Below are 25,598 nucleotides of genomic sequence, written 5' to 3' on the forward strand. Positions count from 1 at the left end.
ATCTTGATACCAGAGGTCAGTCTTCGAGGGTGCTCAAGGAAAAACCCTTTTCCTGGTTAACGCACATTATGGAATTTCAGGTTTCAGCACGGAAATACCGCCCGACTAACTTCAAAGAAGTCCTGGGGCAATCTCATGTCGTGCAAACACTTACCAATGCGATCGACCGCAAGCGGGTAGCCCACGCCTATGTCTTTTCCGGCATGCGGGGAGTCGGCAAAACCACCGTTGCGCGCATCCTGGCCAAATCCCTTAATTGTGAACAGGGCCCGACCAGCCACGCCTGCGGAACCTGCCCAAGTTGCGTGGAAATCACCAGAGGCAATTCTGTCGATGTCATTGAAATTGACGGTGCTTCCAATACCGGCGTGGACGATGTTCGGGAACTTCGGGAAAACGTCAAGTTTGCCCCGTTTCATGGCACATACCGGGTCTACATCATCGACGAAGTACATATGTTGTCCAACTCGGCCTTCAACGCCCTCCTCAAAACACTGGAAGAACCGCCGAATCATTGTGTCTTTATTTTTGCCACAACGGAAGTTCATAAAATTCCCGCTACCATTCTTTCGCGCTGTCAGCACTTCACCTTTCGACGCATTTCTCGCTTAGAAATCATCGCCCAACTACGCCACGTGGCCACTCAAACCGGCGTGACTGTCGAAGATCGAAGCCTATCGGCCCTGGCTCGCGCCAGCGAAGGCAGTATGCGAGACGCGTTGAGTCTGCTGGATCAGGCCGTCTCCTTCGGTGGAGAACGCATCCAGCATAGCGATTTGGAAATGCTGATTGGGTCCGTGCCGGACGAACTCGTCCGGCTCATGATTGACGCCATTCTTGGGCACCAGGCTGCCCAAACGATGTCTCTCGTGGGTCAGTTAGTCGACCAGGGGTTTGATGTTCGAGTGTATTGCCGGGAACTGTTGGAGCGTTGCCGCAATCTGCTGGTAGCTTGCGTGGTGCCCTCACGCTCACAAGTGCAAACGCTTCTTGAATTGGGAGATGAGGAAGTCGATCAGGCCATCGCACAAGCCCAACAATTCTCCGAGCCCTATTTACAGGCTCTGTTTGCCATTTTCTCGCGAACAGAGGACGGACTCCGAGGAAGTTCTCATCCACGGTTCCTGATTGAAGCTGCAGTAGTACGAGCAGCACTTCTTGATCCTGTGACAGTGACTTCCACCACAACAGAACAGAAGGCCAATGCACCCGCCCCATCTGTTTCACACGCAAAAGTATTGCCGACTGCAGCATCGACTCCGTCTCCCGCACAACCGGCTAAGGTCCAAGTACCTGCGGAAAAAACGGTGGCTCCTCCAAGCCGATCCAGGCCCAGTGGCGGCGCCACGACGATGTTTCCTTCCTCAACACCACCTGGTGCGGAAAAGGCGGCTTCAACAACAGTGTCATCTGACAATGGCGAACCCAAGGCCAGCCCCAACTCGGCTGCCCAGCATTCGTCAGACTCACCTATGGCGTTAAATTGGGAACTCGTCGTGGAGCGCATGATTAACGACCATCCGAATATCGGGAGTTTCCTGGAGAAGGGAAGTGTCGTGTCCATGAGCGCAGGCTCCATTATCCTGGGTTATTCCAAAAAAGATTCGATTGCTCGCTGGCGGACGGACAAACCGGAAAATCGCGTGCTGATCGGTCAAATATGCGAGGAATTCGCCGGCCGCCCGGTAAAAGTCCAAGTCATTGAATTTCAAGAAGGGCAGGCTTACCCGCCGTCAACCAGTGAATTACGAGCAAAAAAAAAACTTGAGCAGGACCAGGATCTGATTGAAAACGTGAAGGCCCACCCTTTGGTGAAACAAGCATTGGAACTATTCGGGGGGGAAGTCGTATCGGCAGAAAGAACCCCGCAAAAGGAGGAGGTACGCTAATGTCTAAAAATCCATTCTCTAATATGGGCAATCTTTTAAAGCAAGCCCAGGCCATGCAGGAAAAAATGGGAAAGATTCAAGAGGAAGCGGCCACGAAATCCGTCGAGGCTTCAGCCGGAGGCGGGATGGTGACCGTGGAAGCCAACGGCGCCATGCAATTAACCAAGCTGACCATCGATCCGGAAGTGCTGAAATCCGGTGACCATGACATGTTGCAAGACTTAATCGTCGCCGCATCCAATGAAGCCTTGCGAAAGGCGAAAGAACTCATGGCTGAAGAAATGAAATCTCTCACGGGAGGGATGGGCATTCCGGGCATGTTCTAATCATCAAACGAGGTTTATCATGCTGGAAACCACTCCGACCAAACATACCAGGGCCAATAGCCAACCTCAGGGGCTGGTCGCTCGTCTCAGCCGTGAACTCGTGCGGTTGCCCGGTATTGGGCAAAAAACGGCTCAACGGCTGGCCTTTCATCTCATGAAAACGGACCGGGAAGAGGCGCTTCGCCTGGCCGATGCCATTCGTGACGTGAAAGAAGGGGTCTCCTTCTGCACCCAATGCCGGAATATTGCCGAAGGTCCCCTCTGCGAAATTTGCCTGGACCCGAAACGGGACACCACGACCATCCTCGTGGTGGAAGAACCCAGCACCCTCCATGCGATCGAACAAAGCCGGGCCTTTCGAGGCCTCTATCACGTGCTCTATGGGGCGCTTTCACCGCTGGACGGCATCGGGCCGGCAGATATCCGCACCCATGACCTGGAAAACCGGGTCCAGAACGGTGAATTCAAGGAAGTCATCGTGGCCACCAACCCCACGATTGAAGGAGAGGCCACCGCCATTTATCTGACCAAGCGATTAAAACCCTTGGGGGTCAAGGTCTCCCGTATCGCCTATGGCATTCCTGTCGGCATGGATATCGAATATGCCGATGAGGTCACTCTACTCAAATCCATTGAAGGCCGCCGCGATCTCGGGTAGCCAGCACCCTGTTACCGTTTCGCTAAAACCTTTTGTTCAATCTGTTCGAACTGCTGGGGAAAATACCCCAACCATATCCCAACCTGTCTGATTTCATCCCGCCATTTTTTCTCATAGGCCCCTTCAGCCGACGCAAACGAAATTAAACTCGACAGGATTCCACTGACCTTGTCCTGTCCTACGCCATCCGCAAACAATTTCGGTATCGTCAATCCTTGGGACAGGCGAAGAAGATTATCTTTTTCTTGGGAGGGAAGATCCAAATGACGAAAGACGGCACGAAGCCGTTTGAATTCGGGATCGTTCACTCGTTCAATCGCGCAGACGAACAGACCACCCAGATTATAGCGTTCCGTGGAAGAAAGGAGTTCTCCTCCGGTCTTTGTCCCGGTTGAACGGGTAGGGGATGGAGCTGATCGACTTGGAGTCCGGGCCTGTGGATTCTTCGTTTGTGCCGTCACAACCTTCTTTTGAGAAAGCGAAGGCTCCTTCTTGGTGACCACAGATTTCGTGGCGGAAGGCCGTGGGGCAACGATTGTGTTCTTCACAACCGAAGCCTTCTTCTTCTTGAGAGGCGACCGTTTTGGAGCAGCGGGCTTTTTGGCTGTGGGGGTGGAAACGGCTTTCACCACGTTCCTTTTTGTGGGGGTACGGGTCTTAGTATTCTTCACCACAGGTTTTTTTGGCGTACCCGTCTTTTTTGCAGAAACGCTTTTAGAGGAAGCTAATTTGGCTTTCGTTGGTGATTTTTTAGCGCCAACCGGCTTTTTCGCAGAAGGACCTTTGGAGGGAGTCTTTTTCTTTCCCAACGCTGTACCGGTTCTTGCCGGCTTTTTCGTCACAGCAGACTTAGAAGCCAGGGTCTTTTTTTTGGTTACGGATGGTTTCTTCGAAGAGGGCTTTGAAGCCACGCGACGAACAGATTTCTTTTGAGCCATGCAGAGTCCTTTCTAGCACCTAATGTATGGATAATGTTTTAAAACCATGGGAAAGTTGCATCATTCGTTCAGGAAAAATGATAGTCATTTTTTTCTGTTTGGGCAAGGAAGAATTCGGAACACACAAGATCAGAGAGCTCCAATAATAACCCATCGTAAAACCTGTTGTTGATAAATTCATTGGCTTTTGCCAACCTAACCTAAATCCTGGAGAGCACGCCACTGATGAGTGAAACCATTCCCTCTCGTTTACCGGTGTTTGTGTGCTACGCCCACACAGATAATGAAAGTCCCGATCCGAGCAAACGGTGGCTGGATCGCCTTTTGGAGCAATTGACTCCACTTGCCATTCAAGATCAAGTATGTGCCTGGTCCGACAAAGACATTGTGACCGGACAGGATTGGCACAACCGAATACAGCAAACCTTAGAAAGCACCAGGACTGCAGTCTTGTTGGTCAGTCCCGCCTTTTTGGCTTCCACCTATATTCGAAATAGTGAACTTCCGGTCCTTCTCAAGAATGCCAAAGACAGGGGAGTGATCATTCTACCCGTCATCGTACGCCATTGTTTGTTTAAAGAAACAACTTTCAAATACCCGGACCCGGTCCACGGCCCCGAAGAACTCTCTCTTGCCACCTTGCAGTCAGCAAACTCGCCAACCACACCGCTGAACTCCCTGGCTGAACATGAACAAGACCAGGTTCTCTTAGAGGTCGCACAGAGCCTGTTGAAAATTTTGAATCAATCCGGTCCAGCCCAACCATCTACCGGAAATACCCCTAAAACTATCTGGAACATTCCGCTTGACCGGAATCCGTTTTTTACGGGGAGAGAAGATATTCTTGGGGAAATTCACAAGGCGCTTCTCTCAACAAAACGGGCTGCGTTCTCAGGATTGGGAGGAATTGGCAAAACGCAAACGGCTATGGAGTATGCTTATCGCCACAAAGACGACTACAGCCATATTCTCTGGGTCAAAGCCGAATCCAAGGAATCTCTCACATCAGACTTTGCCCAACTCGCCACGCCGTTGAACCTGCCGGAAAAACAGGTAAAGGATCAGCAAGAGTTCGTTAACGCCGTCCTTCGGTGGCTCAAACAACATGACGAATGGCTTTTGATCCTGGACAATGCCGATGACCTCTCCTTAATCCAGCCTTTCATCCAGGATTTTCAATCAGGCCATATACTGCTCACGACAAGAGCACAAGCGACAGGGACGATCTCACGTGTAGAAGTCAAAAAATTACCTGAGCAGGAAGGAGTAGTTTTTCTTTTACTGCGTGCCAAAATGATCACTAAAGATACTTCCAATGACACCATTCCCCCAGAACTGCGCGATCAATCTCTTCCTATTGTCAGAGAACTCGATGGCCTACCCCTCGCCTTCGACCAGGCTGGTGCCTACATTGAAGCAACCCATTGTGGATTAGCTGCCTACTTCGAACTCTATAAGTCGCATGGGATCGAACTTCTCAAGGAACGAGGTCTCTTTGCACCTGGACATCCTGATCCAGTCGCGACAACCTGGATTTTATCCTTTCAAAAAATCGAACAGGCTAATCCCGCCACTGCCGAGCTTTTAAGATGCTGTGCCTTTCTTCATCCCGATTCCATACCAGAAGAACTCATCATCGAGGGAGCGTCCGAACTTGGTCCGATTCTCGGACCGGTGGCTGGGAATACCCTATCGTTTAACAACGCCATAGGGGACATTTTAAAATTTTCCCTCATCCACCGGGACATGACAACCAAAACCTTGGACATCCATCGCTTGGTCCAAGCCGTCATCCTAAAGAGTCTTGATGGCGAGATACACCAGCAATGGAATGAACGATTCATTCGAGCCATGGACCATGTGTTTCCGTCACCAGAATTTGAAAATTGGCCACAATGCGAACGTTTACTGGTCCAGGCTCAACACTGCACCTCAATGATTATCACCAACAACCTTGGGTCGCAGGAAGGGGCACGGATTTTAAACCAAACCGCAATTTATCTTTACGAACGGGCCCGTTACCCCGACGCCGAGCCCCTCTTCCAGCGCTCCCTGGCCATTTGGGAAGAAGCCTTGGGGCCCACGCATCCCGATGTTGCCACCAGCCTCAACAATTTGGCGGGCCTCTATGACAGCCAAGGGCAGTACGGTAAAGCCGAGCCTCTCTACCAGCGCACCCTCACCATTTTGGAGGAAGCCTTAGGATTAGAACACCCCGACACGCAAACTGTGAGAGAAAACTATGAAGATTTTTTGAAAAAGATGGAGGGTGAGAATACTTAAAAATTGATGCAATCAACTAGAACAATCGATAATGCCCAGTGGTATGTGTATTCCTCTCCTAGCCCTCTCCCCACTGGGGAGGGGGAAATTCTCCGATTTTTCAATCTGCTTGGGACGTACCGAGACATCGGAACCGAAGCGGACAGTTGGCAGGATGGTCAAAATGGCCATTCAGCGCGGCCGCAGCAAGCGAAGGGACGAAACGTACTCATGTACGTTGAGTTCCTAAGTGAAGCGAGAACAAAGCTGATGGCCATTTTCACCATCCTGTCAGGGGGAGACGCCGCTTTTCAGGACAATTTCGCATATATGATCCAACCGTTCGATATGCTCATAGGCTGACCAGGGGTCCGGTGCCATGGAGCAGACTCCGTGATTGGCTTGGCCGACAATATCGTAATCGCCTGCCGGGTTGGCTTCTGTAACACCTAAGGCCTTCGCCGTGGCTTCTCCAAGTTCCGTACTGATGGCAGGAAGAGCGGGCGCGGTTGGCCCGATACGGGTGTAGCGGTAGATTTCCGGAAAGTCTTTGCAGATTTTCTGAAGATCGAACCCCCGATAGATGGCTGCGACCACATGGGTTGGATGCACATGCACGACGGCCCGCGTCCGATTCATCCCTCTGGTCAGGAGATAATGCATATGCAGCTCACCGGAAGGATTGGTTCCGGGAGCCACCTGCAACTTCCCAGCGACAAACTTAATTTTGACCATATGCTCGGGATGAACAATTGTCTTTCGCCAGCCTGAAGGAGTGACGTACAGGTAGACGCTCCTCGCTCGTCTGAGACTACAATTTCCGTCACGGCTGGTAATCCACCCCCGCTCATAACATCGCCGTAACACATCGCCTATGGCTGTAATCATAGATTCATTTCCCCTCCATTATTGTTGAATAGGCCTTCATTTCCTCAGGAAGTTTACCATCCTGTTTTCTTTTCGTCTTACCCTTTCACAGAGCACATGCCTGGCTTTATCAGACATGATCCCGTAGATATACAGAGAGAACTCACTGCTTCTGATGAGCGAGGGAAGCAGTCCAAGAACGTGGGATGGATCGCTCCGATACATAGATCGGGGGGATTCAATGCGTTACAAATATTCCGGGGTTTGTCCCCACGTCTCGGAAAACACAAATTCCCTCAACGGCTTACGAGACCGTGGCGCCAACTCCCGTTCACGAAGCCCATCAGGAAGTGTGGAAGCATCTCCCTGGTACCCGATGGCAATCCCGGTGACGGCTTCATAGCCGGCGGGAAGGGCATAGCGTTCGCGAATGGCGTCGGGAAGAATCCCAGCCATCTGATGAACCGACAGATCCATGGCTGTGGCTTGCATAACCAGATTGCCCACGGCCAACCCGATATCATGATAGGCATGGCGGTTGACCTCTCCATTATGATCAAAATGGAGTTTTGCCACGGTGAGCAGAAGGAGTGGGGCTCGCTTCGCCCAGATTTGGTTTCCCTCCACCAGACAACTCAGAAGCTTCTGATGGTTCTCGGGGTGCTCGATGGTCGCGAGAATAAAGACCCAGGGCTGTTCGTTAAAACAGGAGGAAGCCCATCGTGCTGCTTCCAACAAGCGTTGGATTTTTTCTCGTTCTACCGGCTGATCGGCAAAGGCCCTTGGACTCCAGCGACGGCCTAACAGATCATGAATGTGGAATTGCACCTCCGCGGGTTTTTCCATGGTTTCTCCTGAGGGACATTACCCCCACTTCACTTATTGATAATTCGGTCTTATGGTAGACGCCACTGGCCACATTCTTCTGGCTCCGGAATGCACCAGGCGATCTCCTCTACCTGGGTTAATTTGAGCTTCTCGGGATGCGGACGTAATCCATAAGAGAGATTTATATCGGACCTGTCTGTGTGTTCTCCACATGGACAGCATTCAGGTTCATCCGTATCAGCATACAACAGTTCCATAAAGTCATGATCCCAGAAATACCGGTTGGTCATCGTCTCGAAATCCACCAACCCAAACCGGTACCCCCCTAGCATGGCAAACGACACCGATCCTTCATAAATTTGATCGTTGTGCCACAGACAATAACTTTTGAGACATTCGTATACCAGAAGCCAATGATAGTCAGTTAATCGATAGACCATTGCGGCCTCATGAGCCACCAGCAATTCCTCAAGCGTGATAAGTGCACTATAGGGAGTAAACAGCGTCCCCACGGCCGGATACTCCACCAACCAGGCCTCAACATCATTGTGAGACGCGACACGCCGCACGGCTTGCAGTTCGTGGTCAAGCGCTTGCCTCACAAAAGGGATAAACACGGCATCGGGTTGAGTCCGAAAATACAGCATTGCTCGTGGGCCAAATAGGTAAACCCTGGCTAATTTTCGTGAAGGGCTTGTGTAACGAGGTCCGTTATGGCGTGCAATTGGAAAGGCTTATCGATGGTGTGTTGAGCTCCTAAGCGACGAGCAAGGTCTAACAAATCGAGTTTGGCTCGCTCACTTCCGCCGGACATCGCGATGATTTTCACCTGAGGAAATTCACGCCGCAAATCCAGTATGGTCTCAAGCCCCTCTTTTTCGGGCATAAGAATGTCTAAAATAATCAGATCGGCTGGGCGGTTGCGATATTCCTTGATGCCTTCGACTCCGTTTGTAGCACAGTCCACAGTATATCCCTTATCTTCCAAGGCCTGCTTCAACAAGTCACAAACCTGCCGATCATCATCCACAACAAGAATGTTTGCCATTATTTTGTCTCTTTCCACGCCCCACTCCGGATGGTCCTCTTCCTTTTCCCTAGGAACAGATCCACCACGAACTGTGCGACCAACTGTGGCTCCTCCAAAAATTAATGGTATGGGCCAAGCTCAAAACCTCCCGGCTCAGCCCTCGAACGTTATCGCCAATGAACCATCCACTTCTGGTATTCATGATTATTGAATAACATTCCCGGAATACCCGGCATCTGCTGGAGTGATTCACCGCGCACCACCCAACCAAGAGAACCCTGGCTTACCCATGGATTCATCTTCGGATAAGTCAAGACTCGGCTAACGACGAAGGTGTTTTATCAAGCACATGGCGAATAATGGGAACCAGGTCCCGAATGGCCAATGGCTTCATTAAATAGCCCTGAATTCCCAATGCCTTCGCTCGTTCCGCGGAAATCACATGACTGAATCCTGTACACAAAATTATGGGGAGGTCCGGGCGAATCCGCAGAAGCTCACGGGATAAGGCCTCGCCGGTCAATCCCGGCATTGCTTGGTCAGTAATGACGAGATCAAAACGATGCGGGTCTTCGCTAAATGTCCTCAGAGCTTCAATTGAACTCGTGTGCACTTCCACCGTATATCCCAGTTGCGTGAGAAGTTCCTTCCCAAGCCGCACAATGGTCTCTTCATCATCCACAAATAAAATTGATTCTTTCCCATTCTGAATAGCTTTTGGATCGTGGATAGGCTCAAAGACCTGGGTCGGAACAGTCGGGAGATAGACTTCGATCTTTGTCCCCTTATTCACGACACTCTGCACGACAATGGCTCCTCTATGACCCGTAATAATTCCATGCACCACGGCCATCCCCATCCCAGACCCCTCGCCAATCGGCTTGGTGGTGAAGAAAGGATCAAACAACCGCTCAAGTACCTCAGGAGTCATGCCCGAACCGGTATCTTCCACCGTCAACCGAACATGCGGACCAATATGTAATCCCGAGATAGCTCCGGTCAGGTCCTCCGTCACCTCCACATCCTCCAGAGCGACGTACAAAATCCCCCCGGGTTCTCGCATAGCATATTCAGCGTTGGTGCATAGATTGATAATGATCTGATGCATTTGGGTCGGATCCGCGAGAATGGTGGACTCTGTTTTCAATGACTGACGGATCTCAATGGTGGTGGGAATCGTAGATCGTAAGAGTTTCAAGGCTTCCCGGACGACCATGTGAAGAGGTGTGGGTTTCTTCCCCTGACCAGCTTGACGACTAAAGGTCAAAATTTGAAGCACTAAGTGCTTGGCTCGGTGACCCGCAGTCAGCACTTCTTGCAGATTTCGTTGAGTACGGCTTTCCTTTGGAACCGTGGCCAAGGCCAATTCGGTGTAGCCCAAAATTGCCGTTAAAATATTATTAAAATCATGGGCGATGCCACCTGCCAACGTCCCAATAGCTTCCATGCGGCTTGATTGCCGAAATTGGCGCTCCGTTTTCGTGAGAGCCTCCTCCACACGCTTCCGTTCTGTAATGTCCTCCGCAACTCCCGCAAGACTCAGCAAGTCCCCATTGGACTTTCGAATTGGAACTGTTTGTATTCGCACCCACCGAATAGTATTATCCGGTCTCACAATCCGGCATTCTCCCTGAACCCCATTCCCATCCGGCTCAATTTGGTGAGTGAGAAATCGTGGTTGATCTTGAGGATGAATAGCATTCCATAGGCTTTGAGGGTCCTCTCTAAAACTTGCACAACTGCGACCCCAGACGGTTTCATATTGAGGGCTCACATACCAGACTTCGGACTGGTCGGGGGCAAAGACCCAAAACACTTCCTTAATATGATCCACCAGTTGCCGAAACCGTTCATCACGCTCTGTCAGAGATCTCTCCAGGTCTTTGGTGTATTCCGTCAGTTGGTCACGAAACGTTCGACGAATAATACCAAGTAATTCGGATGGAGACCCTTCCCGTTTTATGTAGGAAACGGCGCTCTCACCTATGACACCCTTCGCTGAATCCAGGCTGGCAAAGGCTGCACTCAGGACCATCTGAATTTCTGCATTTTTCGACTTGAGAAGAGAAAGTAATGAAACTCCGGCGGCATCTGGCGCTTGCACATTGACCACTGCGACCGCAAAACTTTCACATCTGGCAAACTCCGAAGCTTCCGCAGCCGTCCTGGCCCCCACCACCTGATAGCCTTCCTCAGCCAGATCATTGACATTCATTTCCAATTGGCTTGGACGGTCTTCCACAATGAGAATTCGCAACCATTCCCTTCGCATCGTCATACATCCCTCCCTAATGCCTACCGTCCAGAACCCTGTTCGTCATCCTTAAAATCTATTCGAAGGTCTATTTGGAGCTTCTTCCCTTTGAATCATTTGGATCCAGCCATCCAAAACCAAGGTCTACATTTCATCGACCTATCAGACATTTACTCTTCTCATCATGTGGGAGATAGTCCCGTTGCCCAGGTGATTAGCGGCATATACTTGTTTTGGAACCCACTTTGGAAAAAACTTCAACGATACACCCCAAGTCTCACAGTTCTATTTCCACATCACTCTTTTTCTGAAATATCAGGAATACTCAGGCTACTCCGACACACCGAATTTCAGCATCCACGATATATGATACTGTTTCCCTCATGGAATTGATCATGGCTCCCAGCCCTCTGAAAATCAATTCCCTGTTTTTTCCACTCATCCGATTCCATCATACCAATCCCGGCATTAATGGTCACGCACTATACTCCCCCTTAAGAAAAGGGAGAAGGTTAAGGAAAGGAATGAATATCAGGGAGAGATTCATTGGCAATTCCAATTGCTCCTCTGTGATGTTCAAAAAAACGGTGGATCACAATCCGTTACGACAAGACATCACAGTTCACTCATGATTACTCAATAGAAAAGGACTCGTTTCATCATGCTAACCCTTAAGGGAAGTATGGCGAATAGCCTAGAGACAAAAGGAAACATGGAAAAAGGTTAGACATCCCTAAAGGAAGGAAGGGAAGAAAAAAAAACGTGCCGGCAATTTGGTAATTTTATGAAAGCCACTTTGGTAGCTTCAGCCTGCTGCTGTGGCACCCCAGCTATCTTCCCCCAACCAATGCCTGCTTTTTCGAGGGACCAGCCTTGACCGCCAGGACAATCTCCTCTTGAATCGCTTGCGCCATTTTCCGCCGATTATCCGCATCGCGAATAGGTCGCCCAACGACTAAAAAATCTGCCCCGGCTCGAATGGCATCAAAAGGAGTTAACGAACGTTGATGTTCATGGGTATTCTGCCCGGCCGGTCTCACACCTGGGGAGACAATGAGCGCCTTCTGCCCAAATCGTTCTCTCAGAATTCCGACATATTTCCCTGAGGCGATCAAGCCATCACACCCTTGGGCCATTGCCATATCTGCCCGCCACAGAACGTAGTCATCCAGAGAATGAAAACGTGCGGGATCTCCCGCTTGTATACTTAACATCCCCAGGTCTTGAAGATCCTTTTCCCCCCAGCTTGAAAGGAGCGGAACAGTCAAAATTTGTATTGACCCCGCCCCTCGACCAAGCACCGCAGCTTTGGCCGTGGCATGATTTCCTAAAATGGTAAGAAAATCAACATCAAGGTCAGCAGCAAGATTCACGGCTCGACGCACGGTTTCATCGATATCATTCATTTTCAGATCTAAAAAGATCCGGCAATTTTGTGCGCGTAATTCCTTAATAAAATCCACATTAACGGCCAGAAATAATTCAAGGCCAATTTTATAAAACCAGACCACACCCTCTAAATCTTTCACATATCGACGAGCTTCCTCTACAGAGGACACATCAAGTGCGACAATTAACCGCTCCTGTATTGGGGTAACCATATTTTCTCCAAACTCACTATATACTTTAGTGACTACCCATTTATGGGAATGAGAGGATGAGGAATCTGTGTACAGTCCAAGGAGAGAGATCCGTGGACATATATCAGGCTTTCTCAATTAAGAATTAGCAACAGACCCGATTGCCCCATGAATATGGGCCAAATCATATTAATCACCAGCGGAGAGTGCCATATCCAATCGATGAACTCAAGCGACAACACATCGGGACCGAACCTGCCATTTTTGGCTCATCGATCCGAACTTAAGCACCATGGATCTGCATAGATTTCCTCGATCTATTCCCTCTATTTCCTCACACATCCTACCCACCGGATTGGTCCAAATATTTTTATGTTTCTGCCATAAATGACAAAATCACCGACTCGGATTTCGAAGCCGATGAGATGAGTGCCCATCACAATTTTGCGTTTGATAAAGTTCGATTGTTGGATCTGGAAGGTAGATAGTCGATCTAGTAAAAGAAACGGATGGGAAAGCCAGGTCAAATTCTGCAGTACCCTTCTCCGTCAATTTCATCCCGGGCAGTATACAGATCACGGTTGTGTATCCATTTGGATATATGGATGTATCCAAACAGATATCAAATTACCGTCTCTCATAAATGAAAATCTACGATAAATGGACTTTTCCTTGCAATAATTTTCAAAAATTACCGCTTCATTCAAATACTTATCGCCTAACCGATTCACCCTTCCCGTTAATGGTACATAGATTGCGTGGGTATTCATCATACGGCCATTCTCATGAAGATCCATATTGAACACGTCAGTTTCCCCAGTCATGAGGTTTAAACCATGGCAACCACCGCTCCAATACCGTCCTCTTCCCCAATTCTCGTTGTCGACGATGAACAGGATATTGTCCTAACCTTACGAGATCTTCTCGAGGCCGAAGGACATCAAATTAATGTGGCCTCAACAGGAGTGACCGCCTTGGAATGCGTGAAACATCACTCGCCTAGTGTCGTGATCCTGGACGTCAAACTCCCTGACATGGATGGCTTACTCGTTCTAGAAAAGTTAGCAAAAGCGGTGCCAGGTCTTCCCATCATTATTTTGTCGAGTTATACCACTCTTGATGATGTGACCGGCCCCCTTGAAGAACAAGGCGCTTTCGCCTATTTGCATAAACCCATCAATCGTTCCGAAATTAGGTCCACGGTCCGGCAGGCACTTAAGGCTTATGCCCTGGCAAAAAAAATGGAACGCGCCCGTCACGCCTTGTATGAAAGCGAAATCCGCTTTCAAGCCGTCTTTCAAGCAGCCATTGATGCCATTGTATTAGCCGATCACACCGGCCGCATCATGTCGTGGAATAAGGCTGCTGAATCGATGTTCGAATATACCGCAGAGGAAATGTTTGGAAAACCACTGACACTGATCATGCCCAGTCGGTATCGGGAAGCTCATACCAAAGGCATACAACGATTGCAGACGACAGGCGAAGCTCACGTCATCGGAAAAACGGTCGTACTCCATGGATTAAGGAAAAGCGGTCAGGAATTCCCCATTGAACTTTCTTTAAACTCCTGGACGACAGGAACGCATCCTTCCTATTCCGGATTCATTCGAGACCTCTCCTTGCGAGAACCAAAAAATGAAAGTCCTCTGCAATATCAATAAAACTGAGGCACTTCTGTCGAAAAGATGTTTTCGACCGGCTTCAAAGCCAGAATGATCAAAACAAACCTGAATAAAGTAAAGGACTTAAGAAGAAGGAATAGAGTTTGTCGTAGATATGTCGATGGGAGGAGGATATTGACTGGCTGGGGGACCAGGAATCGAACCTGGGTTCTAAGATCCAAAATCTTATGTCTTGCCCCTAGACGATCCCCCAACCGAACGAGCACTTTAAGACTTACAGGACCAAAGCGTCAAGATCTTTACCGGGTTAGTACACCCTTCCATACACGATCCAATGCCGATCATCCGGCACATCTACCATCAAACGACTTAAATTAAGTTCTGCGAGGTGGGCAGCCACCTCATCCTCCGTAAATGCCGCCAACAGGGAGTGAAAGAAATCCTGCTGTAATCTCTTTGGTTCTTGAGCCGCATACTGATCGACGAGCGCTTGAGCCTCCTCGGGAGAATCGGGACGAAGGAGATCCATGACCAGCACTAACCCGCCGGGTTTGAGCATTTTTTTTATCTCATACCAAAATCGTAGGGGATTGGGAACATGGTGGGCCAAACTGTTTGACATTACTGCATCAGCTGGAGTGGCCAAACTGACATCTTGAAACCGTTGAGAGAGAAATTCTATTCGATGGGCTAACCCAGCTTGCTTCACGGCCTGTTCCGCCCAGGTAATCATGGGGATGGAGGCATCAATTCCTGTAATCCTGCAGGTGGGATGACTCCTTGCCAGGCGGATAGAGATATCACCGGGGCCGCAACCCACATCCACAACATGAGGGCCATCACGATCCTCAAAGAGTCGAAGAAAATTATCCACAAAACCTTGATTTTCTTCTTGAAAATCCGCCTCGGCATAGGCCTGAACTTGCTCAGGTTCATCCATAATTTCCGGTTCGAGCACCCGTTCCATCATTTCACCTTCCTTTCGGCAACGTTTCGACCCACACGCCATCACCTTGCCGTACGCGTCCCTCGGACAACACTCGAGCATATAACCGGCTCCATCCAGGATGCTGCCGGTGAGAGATCCGGAAAAAGTCTCCATTCACAAACCATTGCGCATTATGACGGCATGGTTCGCAATAGCTAGTCAATTCGATCTGCACCTCTTCTCCAATTTTCAAATGGTCCCCTGGCTTCAGTTGTGCCCAGTTCAGACCGGCCACGGTCAGGTTTTCTCCGGAGGCTCCAGCGTGAACAGTGTGTCCCTCGCGTTGTAAGGCCTTAAGGACCTCAAACGAAAACAGGCATAATGCCCGATCCGGCCCGCCATGTAGTACCCGATTCCGAGACCGGTCTCCATTTATCCCATTGAAGGTGATCCAGGCCTTGGACACGGGCAGCTTGGGGAGTCCGCCTGGAGAACAATTTATTTGATAGAGATACGGAACAGAACCCATGAACTTGTTTAATCCGGCAATATAGTGGTCCAGAACAATGAGGATGGTAGCCATCAATCAAAATGGTGGTCAAGCAGGATTACATCATTCATTGCGATCCTCCATGTCCTTTGGAGACCACAGTCTGAACAAAGCCCATGATTTTCTGAAAATAGGCGGTTCCCCCAACAAACGGCACATCATTATGTTCCGCACCCACTACCACAAACCATTGCTTAGGTTCATGTGCGGCATCATAAATTTGCCGCCCCAAGGACACCGGAACAATGGAATCCTTTTCGCCATGAATCACCAATAGCGGACGCCTGAGCTTGGCAACCTTTTCAGCCAGATTGAACTCCGCATTTAACAACCACCGAGCCGGCAATCCTAAGTAATGGTGGTCCGACATGGCCTGGATAGATGGAAACGCCCCTTCAAGAATGACTCCGGCCGATGCCCGGCGAATAGCCACTTCCCCAGCCACACAAGCGCCAAGAGACCGTCCAAACACGACAATCCGGTTCGAGTCAATCCCGCGACGGTTCAAAAGATAGTCATATCCGGCCAGGGCATCTTGATACAGGCCGGCTTCAGAAGGAGAGCCCGTGCTCCGGCCATAGCCCCGATAATCAAAAATGAAAACAGATAATCCCCACCGATACAGCTCACGAATATTGTCTAACCGATGGCTGATATTACCCGCATTGCCATGACACCACAGGAGCACCGGCTTGGTTGGTCCAGCGTTTACAAACCAGCCGAAAATCGTGACGGACTCATCAACGGGGAGCCATACCTCTTCTAAAGGCAGTCCACTGAGACTCGCCCAATTCCGATCGTCCCAGGGAGAGGGTTGAAAAACAAAGACTCCTTCAAACATGTGCCCATTGTAGCAAGACCCTGACACCAACGCGGAAAAAAAATGCTAGATTAGGGTATTCTTCAGCTAGAATTTCCTTTTACCATCCGAGGATCCTTCACAATGGCTACGTATGCAATTGGAGATGTACAGGGATGCGTCCAGGCCTTACACCGTCTGATAGAAAAGGTTCGCTTTAATCCCGCAACCGATCGTCTCTGGTTCGCCGGGGACTTAGTCAATCGAGGACCTGATTCCCTGGAAGTGCTTCGTCTCATCAAACAGTTGGGGGCCTCGGCCATCACTGTGTTGGGCAATCATGACTTACATCTTCTGGCGGTGTGGGCCAAGATAACCGCCCTTAGTCGAAAAGACACCTTACAATCAGTTCTCTCGGCACCTGATGTGGATGAATTACTCACCTGGTTGCGCTTTCGACCCCTTGCCCACGTCGAAGATGGATATTGCCTTGTTCATGCAGGCCTCTTACCATCCTGGTCCATTTCTCAAGTACTGGAGTTAGCTCGTGAGGTGGAGGAAGCCTTGCAGGATGAGAATTTTCACCAGCGCCTCCCCGCAATCTATTTTCGAAAAGCTAACGTGTTTTCTCCCCATCTGAGCCCTGACGAACGGTTAGGTCTCACTACCAATGTCTTGACTCGCCTCCGGATTTGTACCAAAGAAGGTATTCCTGATTTCTCATTCAAGGGGCATCCGAACGACGCCCCTCAAGGATATATGCCATGGTTCCAAGTTCCCAATCGAGCGACACAAGAGGACACTATTATTTTTGGACATTGGTCGGCCTTAGGAGTAGTGAAAGGTCCGCGGGTTTTCGCCATCGACGGCGGATGCGTGTGGGGGCGGGAACTCATTGCCCTCCGACTTGAAGACCAAAAACTTTTTCGCGTCACCTGCTCAAAGATATAATCAGATCGCCCCACCCGCCGTCATACGAAAGGCGGGGCAGCATCCGTTATCCCATATACTCATAATTCCCCGGACATTCCTCCAACGTTTCAAAACCACCCATTCCCTGTATCTGATGAGATACATGCTGTATCCGTTTGGATAACACGTGATTTTCCTTACCCCCTGACCATGTGCGTAGTTCTAATCGGTTAGCACCATATTTCTTACTTATTATTGGTATTTTCTTTTTAGAATTAATTTTCGTTCTTCAGGCACTTCTCTTGCTTAAATCACTAGGTACCACCGGAAAACGCAATTGAGAGGGAAAGGAAGCAATCCTAAAGACTTAAGAGCACACCACCACTGCATTTATCTTTTAGAGAAGGGATACTCATGATGAAATCCACTCTTCAACAAATGACCAATTCATCCGCCAATAACCCGTCTAGCACAATCAGAAAAATTCGCCGACGCCATACTCGCATCCATTTGGATTCACTCAGACCCGATCCACCAACCTACATTGCCAACACACTTTCTCAATGTCCGAAATGCCAAGGCTTGGTGCACAAAGAGGGTGGAGAAACTTCGAATGAAACCGTGATACGTTGCCTGAATTGCGGCTGGCAACCACATTATCAGACTCCCAAAATTCAAGAAACGGCAGAATCCAGAATGATTCGCTCACTTACCGCTCAATTTGTTTCAGAATACGATTGGCATCGCTTACCCTAGAGTTTTCACAGGCACAGTCTTTCTGGGCAAGTGTTGTCTTCCGAATATCTGGGAATGCCTCATTTTTCAATGCAATATTCTGAAGATGACTTCCCATTCCATCTGATGAACCGTCCTAGGCGGATTCGCTCTTCCCCTCTATATAAGCCATCATCCCCTTAAATTTCTGCTCAAATCCAACTCAAAAATTTCTCATTATTATTGGCTAGTTTCCATCGGTACTATCCTTGCTTCTTCTCAATATTTGGGTAAAAATCCCAAGGGAAAGGTGCGTTTCCGCCTTAACCCCACAAAATCCGAGGCGAAAACAAGGTAAATCTAGAACGAATTACCTCATAATCGTCGCTGAGAAATAATGAACAATTTAAGGGATATATCCCACCGATCACCTCATTGGATGCAGCTTATCCGGGTGAGCTTGTGTGTGGGATTATTGCTCAACCTGTCCACTGTCACCTTTGCCGAGGAAGTCGCCATCCTGAAGTCGGCAGACATCAACGCCTACTCTGAAGCCATTAACGCATTTACATCGGCTCTCCCTTCCTCCTTTCACGTGACAGAGGAATACGATCTCCAGGGGGACATGGCAAAAGGCCGCATTCTATCGCGGCGCATTCGCGCGTCTAATGCCAAGGTTGTGCTGGCCGTGGGATTAAAAGCGGCTCTGGCTGCCAAACTCGAAATTCTGGATATCCCCGTCATATTTTGTCTGGTTCTTGATCCGGAAAAATATGGCTTGCCGACCGCCAACATGGTCGGTCTCTCTCTGGATGTCCCATTCCGACAACACCTAAAGTCTCTACACACTTTGGCACCCAAGGTTTCACGCATAGGAGTGCTTTTCGATCCGCAAAAATCAAACGAAATGCATAGTCAACTTCTCCATGACGCCAAGACATTGGGCATCACGATCGTCTCCAAAGAAGTACATCAAGAACAAGATGTCACTTCCGCACTCAATGCTCTCAAAGGCCACATCGACGCCTTGTGGCTGTTACCAGACAGTACCGTTCTCACCGAAAACACTCTGGATTTTCTGTTGAGTACAACCTTGGAAGCCAAGATTCCCGTCGTCGGTTTTTCCGCCGGATTAGTGCGTAGCGGCGCAGTTGTCGGCGCATATTTTCATTATGTGGACATTGGCAAACAGGCCGGCCAGCTTACCCAACAGCTGGCCGGACAAACGGCTTCATCACTATTGGGAACGATTATCCCTCCCAAACGCGTCCATCAGTCCATCAATCAGAAGTCCGCGAGGTACTTGAGCCTCTCTCTCACTCCAGACATTCTGAGGCAATTCGATGAGCAATTTTAACCCCCAACTTACTCTAGCGCCATCGCCTCTCCCAACTGAACCCACCGGAATACCCCGGGGATTTCTCACCTTACGAACGAAGTTTTCCTTGTTTGTCAGTCTGATCATCGTTCTTGCCTGCTCAAGCCTCAGTGGATACCTCATTCAGCAGGAAGCCGAGGTCATGAAAGGTGCGCTACTCAAAACGGGAACGATACTGGTTAAAACACTAAACAATGTCAGCGTCAATCGACTCATTATTCAAGATACACACTATCTGGAGACGATGTTAGAAGGCGCGTTATCGGCTCCAGAGGTCGTCTACGCCATCGCACGCGACCAGGACGGTAACGTGTTAGTCGGGAAATCAAAAGGAAAGTTAGTGAATTCGACGAAGCTCACTCGGGACGAAACGCATCCCTTATTCCCGGATGATTCCCTTACAGAGAGTCTGATCACATCAGCTCCAAAAAATTTCATCATTGAGCCACTTTTGACAGTCTTACATACCTCACCGCTCAAGGAAGGACTTCTCCCTAGTAGGTCCGCAGAACGAAAGGGTGCAGAAGGATTCAGAGTCGGATCAGAAACCATTTACGATTTCGCCCTTCCGGTCTACCGGCAAGATAGGCGGCTCTCCACAATGGAACTGCTGTTGTCAGAAAACCTTCAAGACCGTCTGACAGTTCCCCCCCAACCGTCCGGCATCATCGGCATCATCCAAATCGGCCTCAGCACCGCACACATGCAACAATCCCTCAACCAAACGGTATGGCACATCGGTCTCCTCACCGTGGTAATCATCCTCGTGGGCATTCTTCTCACAATTCTGTTAGCCAATCGCATCGTTACGCCTCTTCATCGTTTGGTGGAAGCCTCTCAAAAAATCGCTGAAGGGGATCTGGCCGTGACGGTTACCGCTGACACCCAGGATGAAGTAGGACAACTCACCACCAGCATCGATCGGATGGCACGAGCCCTCCAACAACGTGAAGAAGCCATCTCCCATTATGTTCACACCATCACGAAACAGGTCACACAACTCAGTACCTTGCACCAAACCGGAATTGTGATCACCTCGACATTAGATATTCAAAAACTGTTTTCCACTGTCCTGAAGCTTCTTCGAAAAAATCTGGGGTTCCAACGTATGATCCTGATTCTCCAGGATCCAGGAAGCACCAAGTGCATGATCTCAGATGTGTCCGGGGTACCTCCGGAATTGGAGACACAAATTCGAGACCTTGAATTTCCCATTACGCCAGGAAGCATAGATGAAACCCTTTTAATCCACGGACGTCCGGTCCTGGCATACGATCTGGAGGAAATAGCCCATCAGTTGAGCCCTCTCCTCCTTCCAATCTGTCGACAAATGGAAGTGAGCTCTTTTGTGTGCGCACCGCTGCTAAGTCATCAACGCGTCCTGGGATATCTGGGAGCCGATCGCGGGAACCAACGCTGCACGCAGGAAGATCTGGATTTGCTTTTGACCATAGCCAGTCACGTGGCTGTGGCCATCGACAACGCCCAAACCTATGAAGAAGTCGAAAAACTCGCTCAAACTCTCGAAGAACGGGTCAAAGAACGCACGCAAGACCTGCAGTCGGCCAATGAACGACTTCAAGAATTAGACCGGTTAAAATCCTCCTTCGTATCGATTGTCTCACATGAACTTCGCACCCCGATGACCTCTATCAAAGGGTTGGTGGAAAATATGTTGGATGGCTTAGTCGGGAATCTGAATGACCGACAATCCTTCTACCTGGAACGAATGAAATACAATATCGAACGACTCACTCGAATGATTAATGATCTTTTGGACCTTTCCCGCATCGAAGCCGGCCGCATGGACTTGCACCAGAGCTCCGTCAACATGGGCAGCCTCGTAAGAGAGGTCGTGGAAACATTACAACCTATGGCGCAGGAACGGTCTCTCATTCTCGAAGCTCATATTTCCCCTCCAATCGGATTCATCCAAGGCGATCGGGATAAACTCATTCAGATTTTTACCAATCTCATCAATAATGCCCTCAAATTTACGGAATCTTCCGGAACCGTGACCGTGGAAGTGAAGCAGCGGGAAGACGGCATGCTTCAAACCTGTGTCATTGATAACGGTTGCGGCATTCCTCTCGAGGAACAACAGACGGTTTTTGAACGATTTTACCGTGGGCAATCATCTGAAATGAAAAGTCGAGGAGCCGGCCTCGGCCTGGCTATTACCAAGAGTTTAGTCGAGCTGCACGGCGGGTCGATTTGGGTGGAGAGTACGCCAGGAGAGGGCAGTCGCTTCTGTGTTATTTTACCCGTCACAACATCGACGCCAATTTCCTAAAAATCAGAATTGAAATTTGTCAAAAATGTATCCGTCTAGATACAACAATTATCTAAATGGATACATTTTTTTATTTTGACAGTTCTCTCCTCTTCGAAAAACAATCATTTACGTAAGCCCGCAATTTGCAGAAGTTTTTCCTAAGAATTGCTGGAGGGCTGTAGAAACAATTCTAGGTGACCTCTGGTTTCCACATTCCACAAGGTTCTGGATCGCCTGCAAGGAAAGGAAAGATGTCACCTTTGTCCACGAAGCCGCGAGTTTTGCTCGTGGATGACGACACCGACATTCTTCTTGCCCTCTCTGATTACCTTCGCCAGGAAGGTTTTGAGGTGGACCCTGTAGAGACCGGAGGGGCAGCCCTCAAAAAAAGTACGACCTCATCGTATGAGGTCGTGCTCCTCGATGTCGGACTTCCTGACCGGGATGGCATTGAAGTTCTCAACGAACTCTCTCAAACGCATCCACACTTGCCCGTGATCCTGTTGACCGCCTTTACCTCCTTACGAAAGACTGCCAACCCCGACATTCTCGATAAAGCTTTCGCCTACCTCACCAAACCGTACAAACGGCAGGAAGTTAAATCTGCCATTCATCGGGCCTGTTTGGCACGAAACATAGCCATCGGAGGGTGGCAAGGCTCTTCCGCGCCCACGGTTCCAATGACCACCTTCCCCTCACTTCTTCAACCAAGCTCAACCGGGGCTTCCCTTGAGGGGACCACGCAGCAATCATTGAACCTCACCGCATATGAACGACTGGCAGAGTACGCGCAACTGATGCAATTCGCGTTTGATCATGTACCCAATGGGATCATGGTGGCGGATTCGGATAAACGCTTACGTTTTGCCAATCAGGCTGCTTGCGACGCCTTAGGATATACACAGGAAGAACTCCAAACCCTTCGTATTCCCGACATTGCCCCCTACCATGACAATGAAAAATTTCAACAACACCTGGAAAGCTTGCGGAAGGGTCACCCCTTATCCTACCCATCGATCCACCGCACCAAAAATGGCCAGGAGTTCCCTATTGAGATTTCAGTGTATCTCCTCAATTTTCAAGGCCAGGAATTCACCTGCGCGGTGACCCGTCCTGTGGTGAAGAAATCACCTGAGTCCTAGAAAAAATTTCGGCACCCCGGTCATCTGGCCATGACACTCCATACCCTGCCGAGGCTGAAACCGTGAACCCCTGCCATGAAGCCTCATGTATTAGAACGGCCCGCAGAAGAAAGATTCCAAGCAAGAAAAATTGGATACGACCCCTTAGGAAGAAACTAAGTTGGAGATGCGGGAAATTTTCATTTTGACCGATTCCAAAACATTTTAAACATTTTCACCAACAACTCCTTTTCCGGAATCAACCACCCAAAAAGGAACAAAATCGTTGTCACAGGAACCAACAGCCAGGCCTTACTTCCCATGGCAAACAGAGTCAAAGTGAAAGGCCGTCTGTTTGGAAAACATGTCAAGCACCAATGCAAGGAAAGGGGGTTTGGGAGGATTTTTATTCCTTGACCACCGGATATTTTTTTGATGGGGCATGCCTGCCCCGGTTATTTAACCTTGAGACCGGAATAGCCAATTTGGAATTAACCTCGGAAAAAATTTCCGGTAGAGATAAGAGCTACAAAAATTCTAAGGAGGGACCGCCTTGAAGTCGCACTCCGCTGGTTTCGTAACCATTTGAATGACCTGATTGATTTTGTCAGATTGCCGGGCCCGGGGAAATTGGAAACAGGATCAAAAACTCCTTTCTACTATTTCCCAATGGGCGGAAATTTCTCTGAAAAATCAGATCACCGAAAAATTGTCGGTTTCGTTGGACTACACCTATACAAATGTGAACCTGGACCTGAGAAATGAAGAGAACTTTACCGGATTTTACGCTCGGGTGGGCTCACCATGGGGATTAGGCAGGTTTCTCCAGGGGTCTTATATTGCTGGCAAACCAGACCCGGACCCATTTAACAGCACCATCGATACCTCAAGTTTAGAAAACTTTCTCATTTTGAACGGAAAAATTTCCTATCAAATTTATAAAAAGATTCACCAATTTTTGCTCATTGAACACCTGACTGATTCGAATTAGGCCGGGAATCTCGGATTCCCTGAACCATAAAATGACTGTTTTTTTGTCGGAATCAACACTTACATTCCAAATATGCGGGATTTTGGCGCATTCTTCAATTTCCCCACTCAGGCCAAACGCCAAACAGAATTGTCATTTTCCAATCCTCTTCAGCGGTCATGTGCGGGGACCTCTCTTGGACGTCTGTCTGGATTTCCCGATAGGCCAAAATGGTCAGGAATCCTCAGTGCCCTGCTGAATGCCTTTTTGTTTGAGGAGGCGGGAGAGGTAGGTACGTTGAAGCCCCAGAAGCTCTGAGGCTTTGGTTTGGCTCCAATTGCTCCGACGCATGGCTTGCTCCAGAATGCGAGTGCCGAATCGGTCCAGGGATTCATGGTAGGGGAGGTTGTCGACCTCATCGAGTTCGTCCTTTCCTCCACCCAATCCCAAAAGGTCTGAAGAAATTTCCTCATCAACTCCCAACACCACCGCTCGAGCAATCGCATTGTCCAGTTCCCGAATATTGCCGGGCCATGCGTAACAACGCATCGTTTGGATGGCAGACTTGGAAAACCTCCGCTTCCGTTTTTTCATTTCTCGCATGTGGCGCGCTAAAAAATGCTCGGCAAGAGGAATGATATCCTCGGGACGCTCCCGTAATGGCGGTAATATCAAGTTCACGACATTCAGCCTGAAATACAGGTCTTCCCGAAAGGTCTTCTCTTTGACTGCTCGCTTCAGATCCTTGTTAGTGGCCGCGATCACCCGAATATTGACGCGGACCAATCGCGTCCCTCCTACCCGTGGAAACTCATGATCCTGAAGGACCCTGAGTAATTTTGCCTGAAGCCCCAGTGGCATATCACCGATTTCATCCAGGAAAACTGTTCCCCCATCCGCCGCTTCAATTTTCCCTTTTTGGAGAGAATCTGCACCGGTAAATGCCCCCTTTTCATGACCAAAGAGTTCGTTCTCCAGGAGGGTTTCGGTGAGAGCCACACAATTGATGATACTGAATGGCATTTCCCGCCGATCACTCCATTGGTGAATTGACCGCGCAAACAACTCCTTACCCGTCCCGCTTTCTCCTAATAGCAACACAGTGGCGTCAGCCTCGGCAGCCCGTTTGGCCAACTCCACCATTAAGTGCACCTGAGAGCTATTCCCGACGATTTGGCTATACCGGCTTTCTACTTCCGTGCGCAGCGCGGCAACCTGCCGCCCTAACGCTTCCCGCGTTAAGACTTTTTTGAGGACGAGAGCCAGATGGTCCAACTCAATAGGTTTAGTGAGAAAGTCATATGCTCCCGCTTTCATGGCTTCAACGGCTTTGGAAATTGTGCCATGAGCCGTCATGACCACCACAGGCAATGGGAGACACTCTCCTCCGCCAAATGCCTGAGAATCAGCCTCTCCATTCTTTTTCACAAGGATTTTTGCTAATTGGTGTAATACTTCCATGCCGGCCATCTCCGGCATTTCCAAATCCAACAGCATGAGGTGAGGAAAATCCTGCTCATATCTCTCCAGGCCTTCCTTGCCATTTCCAGCGGAAATCGTGTCATAACCCAGAGCTTCTAAACGATCCGTAAGCATGAGGACAATGTCGGGATGATCATCGACGATGAGAATTTTCTTTTTCATGAAGGTTCTACTCCTTAAGCCCGCACCTGATTGTCCCGTGTCTATAAAAT

Annotated in this window: 23 protein-coding genes and 1 tRNA gene; 12 read left to right on the forward strand and 12 right to left on the reverse strand. The window is 49.3% G+C overall.

The annotated features are described in order from the left end of the window. Positions 1-68 precede the first annotated feature (68 nt). From dnaX to recR, 3 genes are read left to right on the forward strand one after another with little or no spacing between them, the layout of a single operon-like run. On the forward strand, positions 69-1,889 hold the full coding sequence (dnaX, locus tag PJI16_00920) for a DNA polymerase III subunit gamma/tau (protein ID MDT3776120.1): 1,821 nt from the start codon (positions 69-71) through the stop codon (positions 1,887-1,889). Beyond that, entirely contained in the window at positions 1,889-2,215 is a 327-nt protein-coding gene (locus PJI16_00925) for a YbaB/EbfC family nucleoid-associated protein (protein ID MDT3776121.1), read from the forward strand. Before dnaX ends, PJI16_00925 begins: the two co-directional genes overlap by 1 nt. Before the next feature lie 19 nt (positions 2,216-2,234). Continuing rightward, complete coding sequence (gene recR, locus PJI16_00930) at positions 2,235-2,873, forward strand: recombination mediator RecR (protein MDT3776122.1); 639 nt, start codon at positions 2,235-2,237, stop codon at positions 2,871-2,873. Between the two features lie 11 nt (positions 2,874-2,884). Here the strand turns inward: recR and PJI16_00935 are convergent, their stop codons facing one another. Continuing rightward, a complete protein-coding gene (locus PJI16_00935) occupies positions 2,885-3,334 on the reverse strand; it encodes a hypothetical protein (protein MDT3776123.1) in 450 nt (149 codons plus the stop codon). 31 nt (positions 3,335-3,365) lie between these two features. Here PJI16_00935 and PJI16_00940 point away from each other — a divergent pair, with 31 nt between their 5' ends. Both PJI16_00940 and fxsT read left to right on the forward strand, forming a co-directional pair. Continuing rightward, complete coding sequence (locus tag PJI16_00940) at positions 3,366-3,806, forward strand: hypothetical protein (protein ID MDT3776124.1); 441 nt, start codon at positions 3,366-3,368, stop codon at positions 3,804-3,806. Between the two features lie 230 nt (positions 3,807-4,036). Continuing rightward, on the forward strand, positions 4,037-6,094 hold the full coding sequence (gene fxsT, locus PJI16_00945; protein ID MDT3776125.1) for an FxSxx-COOH system tetratricopeptide repeat protein: 2,058 nt from the start codon (positions 4,037-4,039) through the stop codon (positions 6,092-6,094). Between the two features lie 270 nt (positions 6,095-6,364). On the opposite strand, the gene PJI16_00950 is transcribed toward fxsT, so the two are convergent. The 6 genes from PJI16_00950 to pyrF form a co-directional block, all read right to left on the reverse strand. Beyond that, positions 6,365-6,961 carry a class II aldolase/adducin family protein gene (locus PJI16_00950; protein MDT3776126.1) on the reverse strand — a complete coding sequence of 199 codons (597 nt, stop codon included), beginning with the start codon at positions 6,959-6,961 and terminating at the stop codon, positions 6,365-6,367. 225 nt (positions 6,962-7,186) lie between these two features. Then, positions 7,187-7,786, reverse strand: coding sequence for a nitroreductase family protein (locus PJI16_00955; GenBank protein MDT3776127.1), 600 nt, complete (start codon positions 7,784-7,786; stop codon positions 7,187-7,189). 50 nt (positions 7,787-7,836) lie between these two features. Continuing rightward, positions 7,837-8,415, reverse strand: a complete 579-nt coding sequence (locus tag PJI16_00960; GenBank protein ID MDT3776128.1) for a hypothetical protein — start codon at positions 8,413-8,415, stop codon at positions 7,837-7,839. A 29-nt stretch (positions 8,416-8,444) separates the two neighbouring features. Beyond that, positions 8,445-8,816, reverse strand: coding sequence for a response regulator (locus PJI16_00965; GenBank protein MDT3776129.1), 372 nt, complete (start codon positions 8,814-8,816; stop codon positions 8,445-8,447). A gap of 292 nt (positions 8,817-9,108) precedes the next feature. After that, positions 9,109-11,076: a response regulator gene (locus PJI16_00970; GenBank protein MDT3776130.1), complete on the reverse strand. Its 1,968-nt coding sequence runs from the start codon at positions 11,074-11,076 to the stop codon at positions 9,109-9,111. Positions 11,077-11,882: 806 nt separating this feature from the next. Next, complete coding sequence (pyrF, locus tag PJI16_00975; protein MDT3776131.1) at positions 11,883-12,653, reverse strand: orotidine-5'-phosphate decarboxylase; 771 nt, start codon at positions 12,651-12,653, stop codon at positions 11,883-11,885. Between the two features lie 815 nt (positions 12,654-13,468). On the opposite strand from pyrF, the gene PJI16_00980 reads away from it, so the two are divergent. After that, positions 13,469-14,296, forward strand: a complete 828-nt coding sequence (locus PJI16_00980; GenBank protein ID MDT3776132.1) for a response regulator — start codon at positions 13,469-13,471, stop codon at positions 14,294-14,296. 140 nt (positions 14,297-14,436) lie between these two features. Here PJI16_00980 and PJI16_00985 read toward each other — a convergent pair. From PJI16_00985 to PJI16_01000, 4 genes are all read right to left on the reverse strand, one after another. Then, a tRNA-Gln gene (locus PJI16_00985) sits at positions 14,437-14,510 on the reverse strand. A 54-nt stretch (positions 14,511-14,564) separates the two neighbouring features. Then, positions 14,565-15,227, reverse strand: a complete 663-nt coding sequence (locus PJI16_00990; protein MDT3776133.1) for a class I SAM-dependent methyltransferase — start codon at positions 15,225-15,227, stop codon at positions 14,565-14,567. A 1-nt stretch (position 15,228) separates the two neighbouring features. Next, positions 15,229-15,768, reverse strand: coding sequence for an MOSC domain-containing protein (locus tag PJI16_00995; GenBank protein ID MDT3776134.1), 540 nt, complete (start codon positions 15,766-15,768; stop codon positions 15,229-15,231). 34 nt (positions 15,769-15,802) lie between these two features. Beyond that, the gene (locus PJI16_01000) at positions 15,803-16,576 is read right to left on the reverse strand and encodes an alpha/beta hydrolase (protein MDT3776135.1); all 774 of its coding nucleotides are present in this window, start codon (positions 16,574-16,576) and stop codon (positions 15,803-15,805) included. Positions 16,577-16,678: 102 nt separating this feature from the next. On the opposite strand from PJI16_01000, the gene PJI16_01005 reads away from it, so the two are divergent. The 6 genes from PJI16_01005 (at position 16,679) to PJI16_01030 (ending at position 23,925) form a co-directional block, all read left to right on the forward strand. After that, the gene (locus PJI16_01005) at positions 16,679-17,485 is read left to right on the forward strand and encodes a symmetrical bis(5'-nucleosyl)-tetraphosphatase (protein ID MDT3776136.1); all 807 of its coding nucleotides are present in this window, start codon (positions 16,679-16,681) and stop codon (positions 17,483-17,485) included. A gap of 375 nt (positions 17,486-17,860) precedes the next feature. After that, positions 17,861-18,202 carry a hypothetical protein gene (locus PJI16_01010; GenBank protein ID MDT3776137.1) on the forward strand — a complete coding sequence of 114 codons (342 nt, stop codon included), beginning with the start codon at positions 17,861-17,863 and terminating at the stop codon, positions 18,200-18,202. Positions 18,203-18,557: 355 nt separating this feature from the next. Continuing rightward, complete coding sequence (locus tag PJI16_01015; protein MDT3776138.1) at positions 18,558-19,517, forward strand: ABC transporter substrate binding protein; 960 nt, start codon at positions 18,558-18,560, stop codon at positions 19,515-19,517. Beyond that, on the forward strand, positions 19,504-21,831 hold the full coding sequence (locus PJI16_01020; protein ID MDT3776139.1) for an ATP-binding protein: 2,328 nt from the start codon (positions 19,504-19,506) through the stop codon (positions 21,829-21,831). Before PJI16_01015 ends, PJI16_01020 begins: the two co-directional genes overlap by 14 nt. A gap of 233 nt (positions 21,832-22,064) precedes the next feature. After that, positions 22,065-22,955: a response regulator gene (locus tag PJI16_01025; GenBank protein ID MDT3776140.1), complete on the forward strand. Its 891-nt coding sequence runs from the start codon at positions 22,065-22,067 to the stop codon at positions 22,953-22,955. A gap of 577 nt (positions 22,956-23,532) precedes the next feature. Further along, positions 23,533-23,925 (forward strand): hypothetical protein, encoded by a 393-nt coding sequence (locus PJI16_01030; GenBank protein MDT3776141.1) that lies wholly within the window; start codon positions 23,533-23,535, stop codon positions 23,923-23,925. A 213-nt stretch (positions 23,926-24,138) separates the two neighbouring features. Here PJI16_01030 and PJI16_01035 read toward each other — a convergent pair whose 3' ends face one another. After that, complete coding sequence (locus tag PJI16_01035) at positions 24,139-25,548, reverse strand: sigma-54 dependent transcriptional regulator (protein MDT3776142.1); 1,410 nt, start codon at positions 25,546-25,548, stop codon at positions 24,139-24,141. Positions 25,549-25,598: the final 50 nt, after the last annotated feature.

Source organism: Nitrospira sp. MA-1 (assembly GCA_032139905.1).
Taxonomy (GTDB): Bacteria; Nitrospirota; Nitrospiria; order Nitrospirales; family UBA8639; genus Nitrospira_E.